A 16862-nucleotide genomic window follows, 5' to 3' on the forward strand; every position below is an offset into this window, starting at 1 on the left:
ATGAGTCAGGACGCTGATCTGGCCCGGGCCCAGCAGCGGTTCGCGCGCCGGCAGCGGCTGGTGCGCTGGAAGGGCTGGCTGCCCTGGGCGGTCGGCGGCGCGGTGGTGCTGCTGTCCGCGATCACCGTCTGGCTGTTCTACTTCTCGTCTGCGCTGGCCGTCGACGGCGTCCGGGTGACCGGCGCCGACACGGTGCCGGTGGCAACGGTCACCCAGGTCGCCGAGGCGCCGCTGGGCACTCCGCTGGCCAAGGTCGACCTGAACGTGATCGCCGAACGGGTGCGCGGCATCCAGTCGGTCGCCGACGCGCAGGTGACGCGCGCGTGGCCGAACCAGTTGGAGATCGTCGTCACCGAGCGGGTGCCGGTCGTCGTGGTCACGGACGGCAAGCAGTTCGAGCTGGTCGACGCCACCGGGAAGGCGTTCAAGACCGTGCCCGCGCGGCCGGACGGGCTGCCGGAGGCGCTCGTGGTCGGGGAGCGGCGGGACGTGACGATCAAGTCGATCGTGACTGTGTCAGCCGCATTGCCGGTCGCACTGCGGTCCGAGGTACGGTCGATCTCGGCGGCCTCGCCGGACTCGATCACGCTCAACCTCGGGTCCGGGGTGAAGGTTGTCTGGGGCGGGTCCGATGACAGCGCGCGAAAGGCCGAGGTACTCAGCGTGCTGATGCGCCGGCAGGCCAAGGTGTACGACGTGTCCGCGCCCGATCTCCCTGTCACCAAAGGGGAAAAGAGGTAACGCGTCACATCCCGAACCACATCACGGGACGGGCGGCGAGGCGCGTGGACATTGGCAGAACGCGTCCCGTAGCGTGCGACGCAATCGATAAAGTCGAGATAACTCTAAGCATCCACTTGAGGTTCAGTCTTTTCGCTGGAACTTTCGCTGGAACACGGCCGGGGACGGCTGGATAGACGGCCAACTGGTCACAACGGGACAGAACGAGGCGAGAGGCGCGGACGTGGCGGCACCGCAGAACTATTTGGCACTCATCAAGGTCGTCGGTATCGGCGGAGGCGGCGTGAACGCCGTCAACCGGATGATCGAGCACGGTCTGAAGGGCGTTGAGTTCATCGCCATCAACACCGATGCGCAGGCGCTGCTGATGAGCGACGCGGACGTCAAGCTCGACATCGGCCGCGAGGAGACCCGCGGACTCGGTGCGGGCGCGAACCCCGCCATCGGGCAGAAGGCCGCCGAGGACCACGCGGAGGAGATCGAGGAGGCGCTCAAGGGCGCCGACATGGTCTTCGTCACTGCGGGTGAGGGCGGCGGGACCGGCACCGGTGGCGCGCCGGTGGTGTCCCGGATCGCCCGCTCGCTCGGCGCGCTGACGATCGGCGTGGTTACCCGGCCGTTCTCCTTCGAGGGCAAGCGGCGGGCGACCCAGGCGGAGGACGGCATCGCCGCCCTGCGCGAAGAGGTCGACACCCTGATCGTGATCCCGAACGACCGGCTGCTCACCATCTCCGACCGGGCCGTGTCCGTGCTGGACGCCTTCAAGCAGGCCGACCAGGTGCTGCTGCAGGGTGTTTCCGGGATCACCGACCTGATCACGACGCCCGGCCTGATCAACGTGGACTTCGCCGACGTCAAGGCCGTGATGTCGAACGCCGGCTCCGCGCTGATGGGCATCGGCTCGTCCCGCGGCGAGGACCGCGCGGTGGCGGCGGCCGAGGCGGCGATCTCCTCACCGTTGCTCGAGGCAAGCATCGAGGGTGCGCACGGCGTCCTGCTGTCGATCGCGGGTGGTTCGGACCTCGGGCTGTTCGAGATCAACGAGGCCGCGCAGCTGGTCTCGGAGTCGGCGCACACCGACGCGAACATCATCTTCGGCGCGGTGATCGACGACGCGCTCGGCGACGAGGTCCGGGTGACGGTGATCGCGGCCGGCTTCGACGGCGGCATGCCGAAGCGCCGCGAGCAGGCGATGAACAGCGCCCGCCCGCAGAACCGCGCCGGCAGCGCCGAGGCCCCGCCCGCCCGCCAGGACAACGGCTTCTCGACGCCGCCGCGCCAGGACAGCACCGGCTTCCCGCCGCCGCGCCAGGACGGCTTCGCCGCTCCGCGCCAGGAGAGCTTCTCGGCGCAGATGCACCAGCCGGGCACCGACAACAACCCTCCCGGGTACTCGCCGGGTGGGGTCGGCACGAACGCCGCGTCGCAGGGCCAGGGTGCTCAGGCCTCGCAGGGTCAGCCCGCGCAGGGCCAGTCTTCCCAGGGCCAGTCTTCGCAGGGCCAGTCTTCGCAGGGTCAGCAGCCGCAGTCGCAGCCCACGCCGCCGCAGGTCCCGGGCACGGTCCCGTTCAGCAGCAGCAACCCGGCCCCGGGCTCGAACCAGCCGCCGGCCGAGGAAGCCCAGGTCACCCAGGGCCAGTTCGGTACGCCGCCGTCCGACGACACCGTCCCGGTCCCGGCCAACACCGAGAACCGCCCCGGCGCCGGCACCACCCACTCGGCCCGCCCCCAGCCCGGCGAGCCGGTCCGCACCCCGCCGCCGGCCCAGTCCAACCCGGCGCCGTACTCGACCCCGTCGTCCAACCCGACGCCGGCCCAGACCCCACCCACCCGCCCCACCCGCAAGCCGGACCCCGAGGAAGACCTCGACATCCCCGACTTCCTGAAGTAACCACCAGCACCCCCGAACGCCCCGGCCTCCGGCCGGGGCGTTCGCTTTGGTGGGGGGAAGGAGGGCGGTCGCCCCCGGAACGGCTGGGCTCCGCCCGCCGCCGGCGAGGCCGCCGCCCGCCCAGACCTGCTGGGCTCCGCCCGCCGCCGCGAGGCTTCCGCCCGCCGCCTTTGGCGCGGCTGAGGCTTCAGGTCTGTGGCTTGTAGACCGACACCACCACGCCGTGGCGGGGTTCGCCTGGGCCTGCGTCTTTCAAGGTCGTGATGATCTTGTCCAGCTGAGCGGTCAGTTCCTCGGCCTGGGGCTTGGTCAGGCGGATGTTGCGGATGTTGAGCATCGGTTCCTCGGCGGTCTGCAGGTCGGCGGCTACCGCCTGCAACGCGATGGCGTTGTTCTCGCGGGCACCCTCGCCGGTGAAGGTGAACCGGTGAGCACTGCGGCGGTAGTACTGCTCGGTCCCGCCGCGGACCTGGCGGGTTTCGGTCACCTCGACCATCCCGGCCTCCCGCAGTACGCCGAGGTGGTGCGCGATGTTGCCCTTCCCGGTGCCGAGCGTGACCGCCAGCTGACTGGTCGTCGCGGCCTCCAGCCCCAGGGCGAAGAGCAGCCGGTGCCGCAGTGGGTGGCCGAGCGCCTTGAACTGCGCGGCCGTGGAGACTTCCAGCTCTTCGTCCATGAGATCAAGCGTCAAGGTTCCTTGACGCTTTGTCAATCCGCGTGCTTCACTCCTGGCCATGCACAGCGACGAGATCCGAACCATCGTGGACCGCCTGGCCGCCCTCGTGAGCGAGCACTACGTGTTCCCCGACGTCGGCCGCGAGATCGCCGACCGCCTGACCAAGGCCGCCGCCGAAGGCCGGTACGACGTACTGACCGACCCCGAGCAGCTGTCCGTCCAGGTCACCACCGACCTCCAGATCGGCAACCAGGACAAGCATCTGCGCCTCAAGTTCCACCACGGCGAGGTCCCCGACGAGACCGATCCGGTCGAGGAGGAGAACTACTGGGCGACCCGCGCCCACCTCGACGCCGGCGGGATGGCGCGCGTCGAGCGGCTGCCCGGCAACATCGGGCTGCTCGAGATCAAGCCCCTGCTCTACGACCCGTCCCACGCCGGCGCCGCCCTGATCGCCGCGATGTCGTTGCTCTCGGCAACAGATGCGCTCATCCTCGACCTCCGCGGCTGCCTCGGCGGATCGCCCGACCAGGTCGCGCTGGTCTGCAGCCACCTGTTCGACGGCGAACCGGTGCACCTGAACGATCTGGTCACCCCCGCCACCGGCACGGTCCGCCAGTTCTGGACCTCCCACGTTCCCGGCCCCCGCTTCGGCGGCACCAAACCGATCTGGGTCCTGACCAGCGGATCCACCTTCTCCGGCGGCGAAGAACTCACCTACGACCTGCAGCAGCTCGGCCGGGCGAAGGTCGTCGGCGAACGCACCGGCGGCGGCGCCCACCCGCGGCAGGGCTTCAAACTCCACTCCCACCTGGAAGCGACCGTCCCGCTCCACCGCGCGCTCAACCCGGTCTCCGGCACCAACTGGGAAGGCACCGGCATCACCCCCGACCTCGAGGTCCCCGCGACCGACGCGTATGACATCGCCTACCGCGAAGCCGTCGACCACGTCCTCGCGCTCCCCGCCACACCCGAACGCCTCCCGCTCCTCGACGAGGCCCGGGCCAGTTTGGTGGGCTGACCCACCAGATGCGCCGGGATGTGCTGCGGCGGGGATGCGGTGCGGTGGGGAGGCCGGGGTGGCGGGTGCGGGGCCGGGCCGGTCAGCTGGGTAGCCTTCAGGCGTGTTCGGTTACGACGAGGTTCTCGGTAGTGCTCGCTTCGCCTTCACCGATCGCTACGGGGGAGCCAGCCTTCCGCCGTACGGCGAACTGAATCTCGGCAGCGCGGCAGGTGACGAGGCCGAGGCGATCGCCGAGAACTTCCGCCGGGTCGCAGCCGCGTTCGACCTGACCCCGGAGGCAGTCGTCCGGGTCAGCCAAGTGCACGGCCGCGACGTCCACGTGGTCCGGCCGGAGGACGAGCTCCCGGTCAGCCCGAACCCCAAGGCCGACGCCCTCGTCACGACCCGGACCGACGTCCTGCTCGCGGTCCGCGCGGCCGACTGCCTGCCCGTCCTGCTCGCCGACCCGGTCAACGGCGTGATCGGCGCCGCCCACTCCGGCCGCCGCGGCCTGTACGCCGGGGTGGTGCCGGCCACGGTCGACGCGATGCGTGGGCTCGGCGCCGAGTCGATCACCGCCGTACTCGGCCCGTACGCCTGCGGCAACTGCTACGAGGTGCCGGCGGAGATGCGGGCCGAGGTGGCCGAGCGCGTTCCGGCGTCGTACGCGGAGACGAGTTGGGGTACGCCGTCGATCGATGTCGCCGCCGGGGTGACCGCGCAGCTGACCGAGCTCGGCGTCGAAGTGGTCGACCGGACACGCTGCACGATCGAGTCCGAGGACCTCTACTCGTACCGGCGCGAGGGCCAGGTCAGCGGCCGCCTCGCCGGGCTGATCAGGCTCGGCGAATGACCGGCGAGGAAGACCGGGCTGGGCGAACGACCCGCGAGGACGAGCTGCGGGGCAACGTCGCGCAGGTCCGCGAGCGGATCCGCGCGGCCTGCGCGGGCGCCGGACGCCCTGAGGACTCGGTCACACTGGTCGCGATCACCAAGACGTTCCCGCTCGAGGACGTCCGGACGCTCGCCGCGCTCGGCGTCACCGACACGGGGGAGAACCGCGAGCAGGAGCTGAAGCAGAAGGCGCCCGACGCGCCGGGGCTCACCTGGCACTTCGTCGGGCAGCTCCAGTCGAACAAGGCCCGCTCGGTCGTGCGGCTCGCCCAGGTCGTGCACTCCGTCGACCGGCTCTCGCTGGTCGGCGCGCTGTCGAAGGCCGCGGTGGCCGAAGAGAAAACTGTGCGGTGTCTGCTGCAGGTGAGCCTCGCGTCGTACGGGCCTGAGGGCGCCGAGACGGGGATGAGCCGCGGCGGGGTCGCGCCGGGCGACGTGCCGGACCTTGCGGGTGCTGTCGCCGGCGCCGACGGGCTGGAACTCGGTGGGGTGATGGCCGTTGCACCGTTGGGATCCGACCCCGACGAGGCCTTCGCCGCGCTCCGTGCGGTGTCGTCGCGGCTACGCTCCGAACACGCCGGCGCCGGCTGGATCTCGGCCGGGATGACCGGTGACCTGGAGGCGGCGATCAGGCAGGGAGCGACACACGTCCGGCTCGGGCGTGCATTACTCGGAACGCGTCCCCCACTGGGCTAGTGTCGACATCGAGTGGATCGCGAGGTCTGCTCACTTGTCGGAGGACCGGATTCGAAGGGCTGGAGGGCCATGAGCGGCGCGCTGCGCAAGATGGGTGTGTACCTCGGCTTGGTCGAGGACGGCGAGCGCTACAACGCGCGCTACGACGACGAGTACGACGACTACGACGAGTACGAGGACGACGTCGTCGACGGGGAGTCCCACGAGACCGAACCGGTCCGCGAGTCCCGGGACGCGCGTGACCCGCGCGACAGTCGCGAGGTCCGCGACGGTCGTGACCCGCGCGACCGCGAGGAGCAGGGCGCGACGGTCAGCAAGTTTCCAGATCGGCGTGGAGTCTCACCTTCCCCGGAGGTTACCGAGTTGGCCCGCATCACCACCGTGCACCCGCGCAGCTACAACGAGGCGCGCGTCATCGGTGAGCACTTCCGTGACGGTACGCCCGTCATCATGAACCTGACCGAGATGGACCACGCCGACGCCAAGCGGCTGGTCGACTTCGCCGCCGGGCTGATCTTCTGCTGCCGTGGCTCGATCGAACGGATCACCACCAAGGTGTTCCTGGTCTGCCCGCCGAACGTGACGGTCGCCGCGGAGGAGAAGGAGAAGATCGCCGCGGACGGGTTCTACAACCAGAGCTAGTGGGCTCCCGTGACTTCCCCGGTCTTCTACACTCATTGACGACATGGTTGCTCTAGCGCTCGTCCTCAGTGTTCTCAGCTGGGTACTGCTCGCCTTCTTCCTGCTCCTGGTGGCGCGGTTCGTACTCAGTTTGATCGTCATGTTCGCGCCCCAGTGGCACCCCAAGGGCCCGCTGCTGCTGCTGTTCGAACTGGTCTACTCCGTGACGGACCCGTTCCTGCGGCCCCTGCGCCGCATCCTGCCCCCGATCGGGGCGGGCGGGATCCGGATCGACCTGTCCATGCTGATGTTGTTCGTGCTCGTCTCGCTGGCGATGTCGGTCAACAACACCGCGATCCGGTCCCTGTGAGCGGCCGGGAACGTACCCCGGCCGGACCGTCGCGGGGCAGCTTGAGGAAGCGGCAGGAGGGGTAGAAGCAGACCGAGCAAGCCGGCGAGGGTCAAGTTGTCGCCCGGCCCGGATTCCGCCAGAACACAACGAAGCGATAACGTGATCTACTGAGTCGCCGGGGTTTGCGCCCCAGACTCCGCCAAGACACAGACAAACGAGGTGAAAGATGCCGCTGACGCCGGATGACGTCCGCTCGAAGCAGTTCACGCCCGTCCGATTGCGGGAGGGTTACGACGTCACTGAGGTCGACTCCTTCCTCGACGAGGTGGAGGCCGAGCTCGAGCGCCTTCTTGCCGAGAACGAGGAGCTGCGCGCGAAGCTGGCGGCGGCCCAGCGCGCTGGTGCGGGTCAGGAACGGCCGGTCGACCAGACCGCCGCTCTCCCGCCCGTCGTGCAACAGCCCAAGCCCGCTCCGGTCGTGGTCGAGAAGCCGGAGGAGAAGCCCCCAGTCGTCGCTCCCGCTGTAGCGGCCGCGGGGGCTGCTGCGGCAGCAGGGACCGTCGGCGACGCGTCCAGCTCCGCCGTACGGCTGCTCGAGATGGCCACCAAGCACTCCGACGACCTGGTCCAGGAGGCGAAGGACACCGCCGACAAGATCATCGGTGAGGCCCGCGCCAAGGCCGAGCGGCTGGAGAACGAGGCCCGCGGCAAGGCCGACCGGATGACCGGTGAGGCCCGCGCCCGCGCCGAGAAGCTCGACGGCGAGATCGCCGAGCGACGCGCGCAGATGCTGGGGACCCTGGAGAAGCAGAAGGGCCAGCTCGAGCGCACGATCGACGACCTGCACGCCTACGAGCGCGAGTACCGCAGCCGCCTGAAGACGTACTTCACCGAGCAGCTCAAGGCGCTCGGCAACGGCGACGACACGCTCAGCCCGCGCAACGGCTTCCGCCCGGAGGCCCGCGCGCAGGCTCACGGTCACGGCGTGTAAACAACACCTCGGGTGAGGAGGCGGTGCTTTCCGGCGGCACCGCCTCTTCGTCATGTCCGGGAACTTCTGACTGACCGCGCCGCCGCGGTGACTCAGCGTCAGAATCCGGTCCGAGTGTTGAACTGAACGCAGTCTTTACCAAAGTCCGGAAGCACCAACGCAGCGGGGCCCGAGCCTGAATCCAGGCCGGGCCCCGCTGCGTTCGCACGATCTGCCGGCTCCCCGGCTCCCCTCTGTTTTTCCCCTACCTGCCTGTCGCCCCGGCGCAGCCGGGGCGACAGGCAGGTGCAGTTCAGGCCTTGGTCAACCAGTAGGTCAGACCGAGGTCCTCGTCGGTCCCGGTGCTGAGGCCGTCGGTTGCCTCGGGCGCCGATTGGACCACCGCGGTGGCGAGCACCTCGCGGGCGACGTCGTCCGCGTGCTTGCCGAGGGCATCGGCCAGTTCGGAGTCGGTGGCGTTGAGCCAGACGCTGATCCGGTCCGACACCTCCAGGCCGGCGTTCTTGCGGGCCTCCTGCAGGGTCCGGACCACCTCGCGGGCCAGGCCGGCCTGCTTCAGCTCCGGCGTGACCTCCAGGTCCAGCGCGACGGTCTCGCCCTGCTCGTTGACCACCGACCAGCCCTCGCGCGGCCGCTCCGAGATCAGCACCTCGTCGGCGCTCACCTCGACCGGCTCGCCCTCGACCTGCACGGTCGCCGTACCGGACGCCTTCAGCGCCGTGGCCAGCGCGGCCGCGTCGGCCGCGGCGATCGCCTTGGCCACCACCGGCGTCTGCTTGGCGAACCGCTTGCCCAGCTCCCGGAAGTTGCCCTTGGCCGAGTGCTCGACCAGGTCGGCACCGGCCGACGACAGCGGCTCGACCGTGCCGACGTTCAGCTCCTCGGCGATCTCGCGCAGCAGTTCGCCGGACAGGTCCGCGATCGCCGCCGACCCGACCAGCGCACGGCTGAGCGGCTGCCGGGTCCGGACCTTCGCCTCGGCCCGCGCCGACCGGCCCAGCTCGACGACCCGCTTGGCCATCGACACGTGGGTCGCCAGGGTGTCGTCGATCAGCGCGGCGTCGTACGCCGGGAACGTCGACAGGTGCACCGACTCCGGCAGCCCCGGCGTGACCGGCCGGAACACGTCCTGCCAGACCCGCTCGGTCAGGAACGGCGTCAGCGGCGCCATCAGCCGGGTCAGCACGTCGAGCGTCTCGTGCAGCGTCGCCAGCGCGCCGGTGTCACCGGCCCAGAAGCGGCGCCGCGAACGCCGTACGTACCAGTTCGACAGCGTGTCGACGAACGAGCTGATCAGCGCGCCCAGCTTCTGCGTGTCGTACCCGGCGTAGGCCTCGTCGGCGTCGCGGACCAGCCGGTGCGTCTCGCTGACCAGCCAGCGGTCCAGCACCGAGCGCTCGGCGACCGGCGGGACGTCGGACGGGTCCCAGTCGGCCAGCCGCGCGTACAGCGCGTGGAAGGCGGCCGTGTTCCAGTACGTCAGCAACACCTTGCGAACGATCTCGTTCAGCACGTTCGGCCCGATGCCGCGCGCCTTCCACGGCGAGCCGGAGGCGGCCATGAACCAGCGCACCGCGTCCGCGCCGTGGTCGTCCATCAGCGGGATCGGCTCGAGGATGTTGCCCAGGTGCTTGGACATCTTCCGGCCGTCCTCGGCCAGGATGAGCCCCAGGCAAACCACGTTGCGGTACGACGACTCGTCGAACACCAGCGTGCCGATCGCCATCAGCGTGTAGAACCAGCCGCGGGTCTGGTCGATCGCCTCGGAGATGAAGTCGGCCGGGTAGGCCTTCTCGAACTTCTCCTTCGAGCCGTCCACCCACGGGTAGCCCCACTGGGCGAACGGCATCGAGCCCGAGTCGTACCAGGCGTCGATCACCTCGGCGACCCGGTGCGACTCACCGCCGCAGGTCGGGCAGGCGAAGGTGATGTCGTCGACGTATGGGCGGTGCGGGTCGGTGCTGCTCAGGTCGCGGCCGGCCAGCTCGCCGAGCTCGGCCAGCGAGCCGACGCAGACCAGGTGCTCCTCGGCGCAGCGCCAGATCGGCAGCGGCGTACCCCAGTAGCGGGAGCGGGAGACAGACCAGTCGATGTTGTTGCGCAGCCAGTCGCCGTACCGGCCCCACTTGACCGACTCGGGGAACCAATTGGTCTTCTCGTTCTCGCGCAGCAGCGCGTCCTTGACCTGCGTGGTGCGGATGTACCAGGACGGCAGCGCGTAGTACATGACCGGCGTGTGGCAGCGCCAGCAGTGCGGGTACGGGTGCTCGTACGGCAGATGGCGGAACAGCACGCCCCGGGCGTCGAGGTCCTTGACCAGGTCCTGGTCGGCCTTCTTGAAGAACTGGCCACCGACCAGCGGCAGGTCCGCGTCGAAGCGGCCGTCCGGACCGACCGGCTTCACCACCGGCAGGTCGTACGCCTTGGCGACCAGGAGGTCGTCGGCGCCGAAGGCAGGGGACTGGTGGACCAGACCGGTGCCGTCCTCGGTGGTGACGTACTCGGCCAGTACGACGTAGTGGGCCGGCTCGTCGAACGCGACCAGCTCGAACGGCCGCTGGTAGGTCCAGCGCTCCAGCTCGCGGCCGGCGTACGTGTTGGTCACCGTCCAGCCCTCGCCGAGCGAGCCGAGCAGCGGCTCCGCGACGACCAGGGACTCGGTGCCGTCGGTCGCGACGACGTAGTCGACGTCCGGGTGCACGGCGACGGCGGTGTTGGAGACCAGGGTCCACGGGGTCGTGGTCCAGACCAGCAGCGACGCCTGACCGGCCAGCGGACCGGAGGTCAGCGGGAAGCGGACGTAGACCGACGGGTCGACGACGGTCTCGTAGCCCTGGGCCAGCTCGTGGTCCGACAGGCCGGTGCCGCAGCGCGGGCAGTACGGCGTGATCCGGTAGTCCTCGACCAGCAGGCCCTTGTCGTAGATCTGCTTGAGCGACCACCAGACGGACTCGACGTACTGCGGGTCCATCGTCTTGTACGGGTGCTCCATGTCGACCCAGTAGCCCATCCGGCTGGTCAGCTCGGTGAACGCGTCGACGTTGCGCAGCACGGACTCGCGGCACTTGGCGTTGAACTCGGCGATGCCGTACGCCTCGATGTCGTTCTTGCCGCTGAAACCGAGCTCCTTCTCCACCGCGACCTCGACCGGCAGGCCGTGGCAGTCCCAGCCGGCCTTGCGCTCGACCGAGAAGCCCTTCATGGTCCGGTACCGCGGGAAGAGGTCCTTGAAGACCCGGGCCTCGATGTGGTGGGTGCCGGGCATGCCGTTCGCGGTCGGCGGGCCCTCGAAGAAGGTCCACGGCGCGCCCCCGGCGCTCTGGGCCAGGGACTTGGCGAAGGTGTCCTGCTCGTCCCACGTCCGGAGCACGTCGTGCTCGATCGCGGTGAGGTCCACCTGGGCCGGTACCTGCTGCCACGGGGTGGTCGGGGTGTCGTCCGCCATTGTCTGGCCGTCCTTCGTCGAGCTGCTGCCGGACGAAGGGACGACGTACGGCGACGTCGCCGTACTCCGCGGTACCACCCTTCTTGATGACTCAACGTCATCCACTTCGTTTCGCTCCGCTGCCGGGTCTAGTGAGTCGTGAGACCGTTCTTCCGGCGGCTCCGGGGTGATGGCCCCATCAGCGCCTTGCGGTGGCGGAAAAAATTGTACGACTTCACACCAGCGGGCGACTAATCTTTAGTCGGTTCCGGCCCGTGATCCGGCCGCAACGCGCAGAACATCGAGTCGCTTGGAAGAACCGGCTACCGTGTCTTCTCAGTCTGCGCGTCAGGCTGGCGCTCGGCGTCAGCTTGACCTACTGTCTTGCGACCAGTCCGCTTCAGTCTCCGACGAAGGCAGGGGGTAGTCGAGTCATGGCTACATCGGCAAAGAAGTCCGCCCCCGGTAAACGCACCGCCGCGGCCGAGAAGAGTGCCGCGACCGCCAAAGAGCCGGCCAAGAAGGCCGCGAAAACCCCTGCCAGGAAAGCTCCGACGAAGAGGGTGGCCATGAAGACCAACGAGAACAGGACCCCGGCAACGGCGCCGGCCAAGTCGCCCAAGAAAGCCGAGAACCTGACCGTCCGCGACGGGGAGAACCCGTGGACGGCGGCCGAGCTGACCGAGCTGCGCGGTGAGCTCGAGGCCGACGTGCTGCACCTCAAGAAGGAGATCCGCGACGCCGAGCAGGAGATCGTCGGCCTGCTCCGCGACGGCGGCGACGGGGCCGGCAACGACCAGGCCGACGTCGGGTCGACCACGCTCGAGCGCGACCACGAGATGTCGCTGGCCCGGAACGCCAGCGAGATGCTGGACCAGATCGAGCGGGCGCTGGCCAAGATCGACGACGGCACGTACGGCGTCTGCGAGAGCTGCGGCAAGGCGATCGGCAAGGGACGGCTGCAGGCGTTCCCGCGTGCGACACTGTGCGTGTCATGCAAAGAACGCGAAGAACGCCGCTGAACCAAGACCAGTCGTCCCACCCGTCAGGGGACGCCGAAGACCTGACCGAACCGGCCGACACCTCGTCGGCCGGTTCGCCGTCGTCTCCGGACGGCCCGTCGGCGCCCGAGCCCGGCTCTCGGATCGCCGCGGACCCGGCGCCCGAGTCCGGCGCGGACCCGGCGCCCGCCGTACCGGCCGAAACCGACCAGGGATCTGCCGCCGATCCGGCCGAGACCGACCAAGTAGTTGCCACCGAGGCAGCTCCGGTCAAGCCCCGGTCCTGGCGACTCACCGCGGTTTTCGCCGTCGTCGGCCTGCTGATCCTCGGGCTCGACCAGCTCACCAAGGTGCTCGCGCTGCGGCATCTCACCCCCGGCGAGCCCGTGAACGTGATCGGCGAGCTGCTCAAGTTCAACCTGATCCGCAACCCCGGCGCGGCGTTCAGCCTCGGCTCCGACTTCACCCCGGTGATCTCGACGATCCAGATCATCGTCGCGGTCGGCGTGATCTGGCTCTCGCGCCGACTCGGGTCGGCCGGCTGGGCGGTCGCCTTCGGGCTGCTGTTCGGCGGCGCGGTCGGCAACATCACCGACCGGATCTTCCGCCAGCCGTCGCCGTTCCACGGTCACGTGGTCGACTTCCTGCAGACCCCGCACTGGGCGATCTTCAACGTCGCCGACATGGCCGTCACCTCGGCCGCGATCCTGCTGGTGATCCAGACCCTGCGCGGCATCAAGCTCGACGGCACCAAGGACGTGAGCGGCAAGTGAGCGACTCCCGGACCGTGATGGTCCCGGACGGCCTGGCCGGCGAGCGGCTGGACGCCGCGCTGTCGCGGCTGTTCGGCGTCTCCCGGACCAAGGCCGCCGAGCTGATCGAGTCCGGTCTGGTCCAGGTCGACGGCGCGAAGGCGCTGAAGTCGGCCCGGGTCACCGCCGGCGTGATGCTCGACGTCGAGCTGCCGGCGCCCCCGGGCGAGGTGAGCGTCGTACCGGAGACCGTCGACAACCTCCGGATCGTGCACGACGACGACGAGATCGTCGTGGTCGACAAGCCGGTCGGTGTCGCGGCGCACCCGTCCCCGGGCTGGACCGGCCCGACCGTGATCGGGCACCTGGCCGGCGCGGGCTTCAGCATCTCCACCAGCGGCGCGGCCGAGCGCAAGGGCATCGTGCACCGGCTCGACGTCGGGACGTCGGGGCTGATGGTGGTCGCCAAGACCGAGTACAGCTACACCGTGCTCAAGCGCGCCTTCAAGGAGCGCACGGTGAAGAAGATCTACCACGCGCTGGTCCAGGGGCACCCGGACCCGTTCACCGGCACCGTCGACGCGCCGATCGACCGGCACCCGCACCACGACTACAAGTTCGGCGTCGTGGCCGGTGGCAAGCCGAGCGTCACGCACTACGAGACGCTCGAGGCCTTCCGGTACGGCACGCTGCTGGAGATCACGCTGGAGACCGGCCGGACGCACCAGATCCGCGTCCACATGGCCGCGATCGGCCACCCGTGCTGCGGCGACGTCACGTACGGCGCCGACCCGGTGCTCGCCGACCGCCTGCAGCTGAAGCGCCAGTGGCTGCACGCGATGCGGCTCGGCTTCACCCACCCGGGCTCGGGGGAGTACGTCGAGTTCACCTCGGAGTACCCCGACGACCTGGACCAGGCCCTGGACCGGCTCGTCGACACCCAGTGAAGCTCTACCTGTCGTCGTTCCGGCTGGGCGACCATCCGGAGCGGTGGGTCGCGATGCTGCCCGCGCGGGGCCGGATCGCGGTGATCTGCAACGCCATCGACACCGAGGAGCCGATCCTCCGCGAGGAGAAGGTCCGCGCCGAACACCGTTGGCTGGTCGAGCTGGGCCTGCGCCCGACAGAAGTCGATCTGAGGAACGGCCTACCTGATTTCCAGGAGTTCGATGGTCTGTGGGTGCGTGGTGGCAACGTCTTCGTCCTGCGCGAAGCCATGGCCCGCAGCGGCCTCGACCAGCTCCTCCCGGACCTGATCCGCTCCGAGCAGATCGTGTACGCCGGCTACAGCGCCGGCTGTTGTGTCCTCGCCCCGAGCCTGCGCGGCCTGGAGCTGTGCGACGACGCCTCGGCGGTCGACGACGTCCTGTGGGACGGCCTCGGCGTACTCGATGAGGCCTTCGTCCCGCACGTGAACTCACCCGGCCACCCAGAGACCGAGCTGATCGAGCAGGTCCGGGAGCTGTACGACCGCACCGCCGTACCGTACGTCACCCTCCGCGACGGCCAGGCGCTCGTCATCGATGGCTCCTCGCGCGAGCTGGTCTAGCCCCAGCCCGTACTCACCGACGCCCGGCAGCGGTCAGGCTCGTCACCGGCCTGGGTGAACAGCGCGGTCAGCATCGGTACGGCGTACCCCAGCGCCTCCCGCGGCAGCGGCCCGTTGATCACCAGCGACGCCAGCCCGTGCCCGATGACCCAGGCCTGCGTCGCCACCGCCAACGACTCGGTCCCGGGGGTGAACCGCCCGTCAGCGGTCGCGCGAGCGACAGCCTCGACCAGCGGCTGCAGCCCGGCGTCGGCGCCCGCCGGATCCTCCAGCTCGACCGAGGCGTCGAACATCACCCGGTACAGATCCGGGTTCGCCTCGGCGTTCGCGACGTACGCCGCTCCGAGAGCGGCCAGGTCCCGGACCGCGTCGTCCGTCGGCCCGAGCTGCGCCAGCACGCCCGTCAGTCGCGTGAAGCCCTCCTGCCGGACCGCCTTCCAGAGCCCGTCGATGCCGTCGAAGTACGTGTAGACCGCCATCGTCGACACCCCGGTGCCGCCCACCAGCGACCGCAGCGTGATCGGCTCCCGCGCCCGGAGCATCTGGGCCGCGCGCTCGATCAGCAGCGACCGGACGGCCGGATCTTTCGTTCTCGCCATGGCCCAACTATACATAACACGGTTATGGTACGAGAAATCCCACCGAAGGAGCCCGCCATGAGCGTCACGCTGATCACCCCGACTGCCTGGCCAAGCCGGACGTCTACCGGCAGCTGTCCGTCGCCACCGGTTCGCGACTCGTCTTCCTCGCCGGGCAGGTCGCCCGGGACCGCGAAGGCCGTCCGGTCGGGACGGGCGACTTCGCGGCCCAGGTCGAGCAGGCCTACCTCAACATCGGCAACGCGCTGACCGAGATCGGCGGCTCGTTCGACGACGTGGCCAAGCTGACGATCTACGTCGTCGACTGGAGTCCCGAGAAGTTCCCGCAGCTGGGGGAGGGGGTCGCGCGTGCGGCGGCCAAGCTGGGCGTCGACCCGCTCAAGCCGATCACCCTGCTCAGCGTCGCCGCGCTGGGTGAGCCCGACCTGCTCGTCGAGGTCGAGGCGACCGCCGTGCTCGACTAGAGCTGGTCCAGCGCCTTCGACAGCGTCGTCAGCGCCTCGACAGCCCGGGCGAACTCCTCCTGCCCGAGCACACTGCTCAGACGCTTCGCCTGCTTGGCCTGCTCAGGGCTGATCGCCCGTACGGCGTCCAGCCCTTCGCTGGTGACCGCGACCAGCTTGGCCCGCCGGTGCGCCGGATTGTCCCGGTACTCCGCGAGTCCGCGCTCCACCAGTACGTCGGCAGTGCGCTGGACGGCCTGCCGGGTGATGCCCATCTCGCGGGCGATCGACGCGACCGGTAGCGGCGTCTGGAGGACGGCGCCGAGCACCTGCCACCAGGTCGCCGTCAGCCCGACCGGCTTGGCCAAGCTCTCGGCCAGCTCCAGGAACTGGCCGTTGAGCTTGAACGTCGTCAGCGCCGCCGCACCGAGCAGCTCCTGGTCACGAGTCACCTGTCATGCACCCATCAGCTCGTAGAACCCGGCCGGGTTCTTCTCGCCGTACAGCTTGTACCAGGAGTCGAGCACGCCCGGCTCGTAGATCCCTAGTTCGGCGAAGACCGCCCTGGCGAACTCGATCGGCGCCTGCGCGCCGGCCGTGATCAGTCCGCCGTCATTGACGGCCGGCTCGTCGCGGTAGAGCGCGTCGCCGCCGTACCCGAGCCCCTCGAGGAACTCCTTTGCGTTGCTGGTGTGCTCGTGCTCGTCGAGCATCCCCGCGAGTGCGAGCCCGCCGGTCGCGCCACAGATCGCCGCCACCGGTACGCCGGCCGCCCGGAACTCGCGCGCCTTCGCGGCGTACGGGTGGAACGCCTCGGTGGGGAAGAACTCGTTGCCCGGCAGTACCAGCATCGCGCTGTCGCCCGGGCTCAGCTCGTCGAGCGTGAGGTCGGGCAGCACCCGCAGCCCGCCCATCGTGGTGACCGGCGCGGCGCTCGCGCCGACCGTGCGAATCCGGAACCGGCCCGGACTCTTGTGCCAGGCCGGGCTGTTGACGTGGGCGGTGAGGAACCCGATCTCCCAGTCGGCGAGCGTGTCGTAGACGGCGACGTGGACGGTGGTGAGGCTGTTCTCGGTCATGACAACAGCTTGTCAAAACGACAACATGTTGTCAATAGGACCTGACCGGATACCGGGCGATTCCGGGCCTGGCCGGGTGGTCGTAGGCGGGTCGCCGAAAACTGTCCGAGCGACCTGCCTAAGCTGTCTTCGTTCCGCTCACCAACGCCC

Annotated in this window: 17 protein-coding genes and 1 pseudogene; 13 read left to right on the forward strand and 5 right to left on the reverse strand. The window is 69.7% G+C overall.

The window, feature by feature from the left end; all coding sequences use genetic code 11:
- Complete coding sequence (locus HDA39_RS05155) at positions 1 to 741, forward strand: cell division protein FtsQ/DivIB (protein ID WP_184794086.1); 741 nt, start codon at positions 1 to 3, stop codon at positions 739 to 741.
- Between the two features lie 223 nt (positions 742 to 964).
- A pseudogene (gene ftsZ / locus HDA39_RS42120) lies at positions 965 to 1960 on the forward strand (cell division protein FtsZ); the annotation flags it as partial.
- A gap of 859 nt (positions 1961 to 2819) precedes the next feature.
- Here ftsZ and HDA39_RS05165 read toward each other — a convergent pair.
- Complete coding sequence (locus HDA39_RS05165) at positions 2820 to 3308, reverse strand: ArsR/SmtB family transcription factor (RefSeq protein ID WP_184794088.1); 489 nt, start codon at positions 3306 to 3308, stop codon at positions 2820 to 2822.
- Positions 3309 to 3366: 58 nt separating this feature from the next.
- Between HDA39_RS05165 and HDA39_RS05170 the strand changes: the two genes are divergently transcribed.
- From HDA39_RS05170 to HDA39_RS05195, 6 genes are all read left to right on the forward strand, one after another.
- Positions 3367 to 4329 (forward strand): S41 family peptidase, encoded by a 963-nt coding sequence (locus HDA39_RS05170; protein ID WP_184794089.1) that lies wholly within the window; start codon positions 3367 to 3369, stop codon positions 4327 to 4329.
- 103 nt (positions 4330 to 4432) lie between these two features.
- Complete coding sequence (pgeF, locus tag HDA39_RS05175; protein WP_184794090.1) at positions 4433 to 5164, forward strand: peptidoglycan editing factor PgeF; 732 nt, start codon at positions 4433 to 4435, stop codon at positions 5162 to 5164.
- Positions 5161 to 5901 (forward strand): YggS family pyridoxal phosphate-dependent enzyme, encoded by a 741-nt coding sequence (locus tag HDA39_RS05180; protein ID WP_184794091.1) that lies wholly within the window; start codon positions 5161 to 5163, stop codon positions 5899 to 5901. Before pgeF ends, HDA39_RS05180 begins: the two co-directional genes overlap by 4 nt.
- 69 nt (positions 5902 to 5970) lie before the next feature.
- Positions 5971 to 6543, forward strand: a complete 573-nt coding sequence (locus tag HDA39_RS05185) for a cell division protein SepF (protein WP_184794092.1) — start codon at positions 5971 to 5973, stop codon at positions 6541 to 6543.
- Positions 6544 to 6586: 43 nt separating this feature from the next.
- Positions 6587 to 6892: a YggT family protein gene (locus tag HDA39_RS05190; RefSeq protein WP_184794093.1), complete on the forward strand. Its 306-nt coding sequence runs from the start codon at positions 6587 to 6589 to the stop codon at positions 6890 to 6892.
- Between the two features lie 208 nt (positions 6893 to 7100).
- Positions 7101 to 7865, forward strand: coding sequence for a DivIVA domain-containing protein (locus HDA39_RS05195; RefSeq protein WP_184794094.1), 765 nt, complete (start codon positions 7101 to 7103; stop codon positions 7863 to 7865).
- A gap of 292 nt (positions 7866 to 8157) precedes the next feature.
- On the opposite strand, the gene ileS is transcribed toward HDA39_RS05195, so the two are convergent.
- Entirely contained in the window at positions 8158 to 11310 is a 3153-nt protein-coding gene (gene ileS / locus HDA39_RS05200) for an isoleucine--tRNA ligase (protein ID WP_184794095.1), read from the reverse strand.
- Between the two features lie 548 nt (positions 11311 to 11858).
- Here ileS and HDA39_RS05205 point away from each other — a divergent pair.
- The 4 genes from HDA39_RS05205 to HDA39_RS43050 are packed head-to-tail and all read left to right on the forward strand — an operon-like array spanning position 11859 to position 14591.
- Positions 11859 to 12311, forward strand: a complete 453-nt coding sequence (locus HDA39_RS05205; RefSeq protein ID WP_184794096.1) for a TraR/DksA family transcriptional regulator — start codon at positions 11859 to 11861, stop codon at positions 12309 to 12311.
- On the forward strand, positions 12284 to 13063 hold the full coding sequence (gene lspA / locus HDA39_RS05210) for a signal peptidase II (protein ID WP_184794097.1): 780 nt from the start codon (positions 12284 to 12286) through the stop codon (positions 13061 to 13063). Before HDA39_RS05205 ends, lspA begins: the two co-directional genes overlap by 28 nt.
- 17 nt (positions 13064 to 13080) lie before the next feature.
- Positions 13081 to 13989, forward strand: a complete 909-nt coding sequence (locus tag HDA39_RS05215; protein WP_184805584.1) for an RluA family pseudouridine synthase — start codon at positions 13081 to 13083, stop codon at positions 13987 to 13989.
- Positions 13986 to 14591, forward strand: coding sequence for a Type 1 glutamine amidotransferase-like domain-containing protein (locus HDA39_RS43050; RefSeq protein ID WP_184794098.1), 606 nt, complete (start codon positions 13986 to 13988; stop codon positions 14589 to 14591). The genes HDA39_RS05215 and HDA39_RS43050 overlap by 4 nt, the downstream gene beginning before the upstream one ends.
- Here HDA39_RS43050 and HDA39_RS05225 read toward each other — a convergent pair.
- Positions 14588 to 15190, reverse strand: a complete 603-nt coding sequence (locus HDA39_RS05225) for a TetR/AcrR family transcriptional regulator (protein WP_184794099.1) — start codon at positions 15188 to 15190, stop codon at positions 14588 to 14590. The genes HDA39_RS43050 and HDA39_RS05225 overlap by 4 nt on opposite strands.
- A gap of 113 nt (positions 15191 to 15303) precedes the next feature.
- Here HDA39_RS05225 and HDA39_RS05230 point away from each other — a divergent pair, with 113 nt between their 5' ends.
- A complete protein-coding gene (locus HDA39_RS05230) occupies positions 15304 to 15654 on the forward strand; it encodes a RidA family protein (RefSeq protein ID WP_238356422.1) in 351 nt (116 codons plus the stop codon).
- Here HDA39_RS05230 and HDA39_RS05235 read toward each other — a convergent pair.
- On the reverse strand, positions 15651 to 16085 hold the full coding sequence (locus HDA39_RS05235; protein ID WP_184794100.1) for a MarR family transcriptional regulator: 435 nt from the start codon (positions 16083 to 16085) through the stop codon (positions 15651 to 15653). The two genes, HDA39_RS05230 and HDA39_RS05235, sit on opposite strands and share 4 nt — an antisense overlap.
- A gap of 3 nt (positions 16086 to 16088) precedes the next feature.
- Positions 16089 to 16712, reverse strand: a complete 624-nt coding sequence (locus HDA39_RS05240) for a DJ-1/PfpI family protein (RefSeq protein ID WP_184794101.1) — start codon at positions 16710 to 16712, stop codon at positions 16089 to 16091.
- Positions 16713 to 16862: the final 150 nt, after the last annotated feature.

This window comes from Kribbella italica, from assembly GCF_014205135.1.
Classification (GTDB): domain Bacteria; phylum Actinomycetota; class Actinomycetes; order Propionibacteriales; family Kribbellaceae; genus Kribbella; species Kribbella italica.

Excerpts from the sequence above, each read along its gene's own strand:
- HDA39_RS05155 (WP_184794086.1), top strand. The coding sequence starts at position 1 with ATGAGTCAGGACGCTGATCTGGCCCGGGCCCAGCAGCGGTTCGCGCGC.
- HDA39_RS05165 (WP_184794088.1), bottom strand. The coding sequence starts at position 3,308 with ATGGACGAAGAGCTGGAAGTCTCCACGGCCGCGCAGTTCAAGGCGCTC.
- HDA39_RS05170 (WP_184794089.1), top strand. The coding sequence starts at position 3,367 with ATGCACAGCGACGAGATCCGAACCATCGTGGACCGCCTGGCCGCCCTC.
- HDA39_RS05180 (WP_184794091.1), top strand. The coding sequence starts at position 5,161 with ATGACCGGCGAGGAAGACCGGGCTGGGCGAACGACCCGCGAGGACGAG.
- HDA39_RS05185 (WP_184794092.1), top strand. The coding sequence starts at position 5,971 with ATGAGCGGCGCGCTGCGCAAGATGGGTGTGTACCTCGGCTTGGTCGAG.
- HDA39_RS05190 (WP_184794093.1), top strand. The coding sequence starts at position 6,587 with ATGGTTGCTCTAGCGCTCGTCCTCAGTGTTCTCAGCTGGGTACTGCTC.
- HDA39_RS05195 (WP_184794094.1), top strand. The coding sequence starts at position 7,101 with ATGCCGCTGACGCCGGATGACGTCCGCTCGAAGCAGTTCACGCCCGTC.
- ileS (WP_184794095.1), bottom strand. The coding sequence starts at position 11,310 with ATGGCGGACGACACCCCGACCACCCCGTGGCAGCAGGTACCGGCCCAG.
- HDA39_RS05205 (WP_184794096.1), top strand. The coding sequence starts at position 11,859 with ATGAAGACCAACGAGAACAGGACCCCGGCAACGGCGCCGGCCAAGTCG.
- lspA (WP_184794097.1), top strand. The coding sequence starts at position 12,284 with ATGCAAAGAACGCGAAGAACGCCGCTGAACCAAGACCAGTCGTCCCAC.
- HDA39_RS05215 (WP_184805584.1), top strand. The coding sequence starts at position 13,081 with ATGGTCCCGGACGGCCTGGCCGGCGAGCGGCTGGACGCCGCGCTGTCG.
- HDA39_RS05225 (WP_184794099.1), bottom strand. The coding sequence starts at position 15,190 with ATGGCGAGAACGAAAGATCCGGCCGTCCGGTCGCTGCTGATCGAGCGC.
- HDA39_RS05240 (WP_184794101.1), bottom strand. The coding sequence starts at position 16,712 with ATGACCGAGAACAGCCTCACCACCGTCCACGTCGCCGTCTACGACACG.